The 499-nt window shown below is 32.1% G+C and carries 1 protein-coding gene; it reads left to right on the top strand.

Annotation, left to right across the window (positions count from 1 at the left end; genetic code table 11):
- Positions 1 to 132: 132 nt before the first annotated feature.
- Positions 133 to 318, top strand: coding sequence for a hypothetical protein (locus tag V7122_RS14235; protein ID WP_335527323.1), 186 nt, complete (start codon positions 133 to 135; stop codon positions 316 to 318).
- Positions 319 to 499 lie beyond the last annotated feature (181 nt).

Raw genomic sequence — 499 nt, 5'->3', positions numbered from 1 at the left:
GTACCAGGGACTTTATAGGTTGCGCATCTTCCTGTTCCGTAAAAAACATATTCTAAAAAAATATGATATTATATTCCTGTGTGAAAATTCCCATATGAATGTAATCAAATATATATTGTAGGAGGTTAGTACATGCTATACATACTAATCTTAGTATTAGCTTTTTTAACATGGTTTTTACCGCTGCCCGGTAAAATAATTTTGTTAGGCATTAACTTTTTTTTACCAGACCCCATGCCTTTCGGAGATGAAATCATTCAAATCATAGGCTTTGTAAAGACTAGTAGAAAAGGATACAAAAAGATTTCAAAACGATAGGAAGATTAATAGAAAATTATTTTATAAAAGCCTATAAATGGGCTTTTATTTTTTGGGGATCGATGTTCTTTTGAAGAGGCGGTTTCCATAACAAAAAAACGAGAGATCGTAAAAGATCACTCGTTTGGTAATAAGTATTAAGCTAATTTAGATCCACCGATGCTATGTTGTACCGGGTAAT

It is taken from the genome of Bacillus sp. JJ1532 (assembly GCF_036965085.1).
Taxonomy (GTDB): Bacteria; Bacillota; Bacilli; order Bacillales; family Cytobacillaceae; genus Cytobacillus.
Note: the sequence above shows the minus strand (reverse complement) of the source record. Positions and strands in the feature narration are given on the sequence as shown.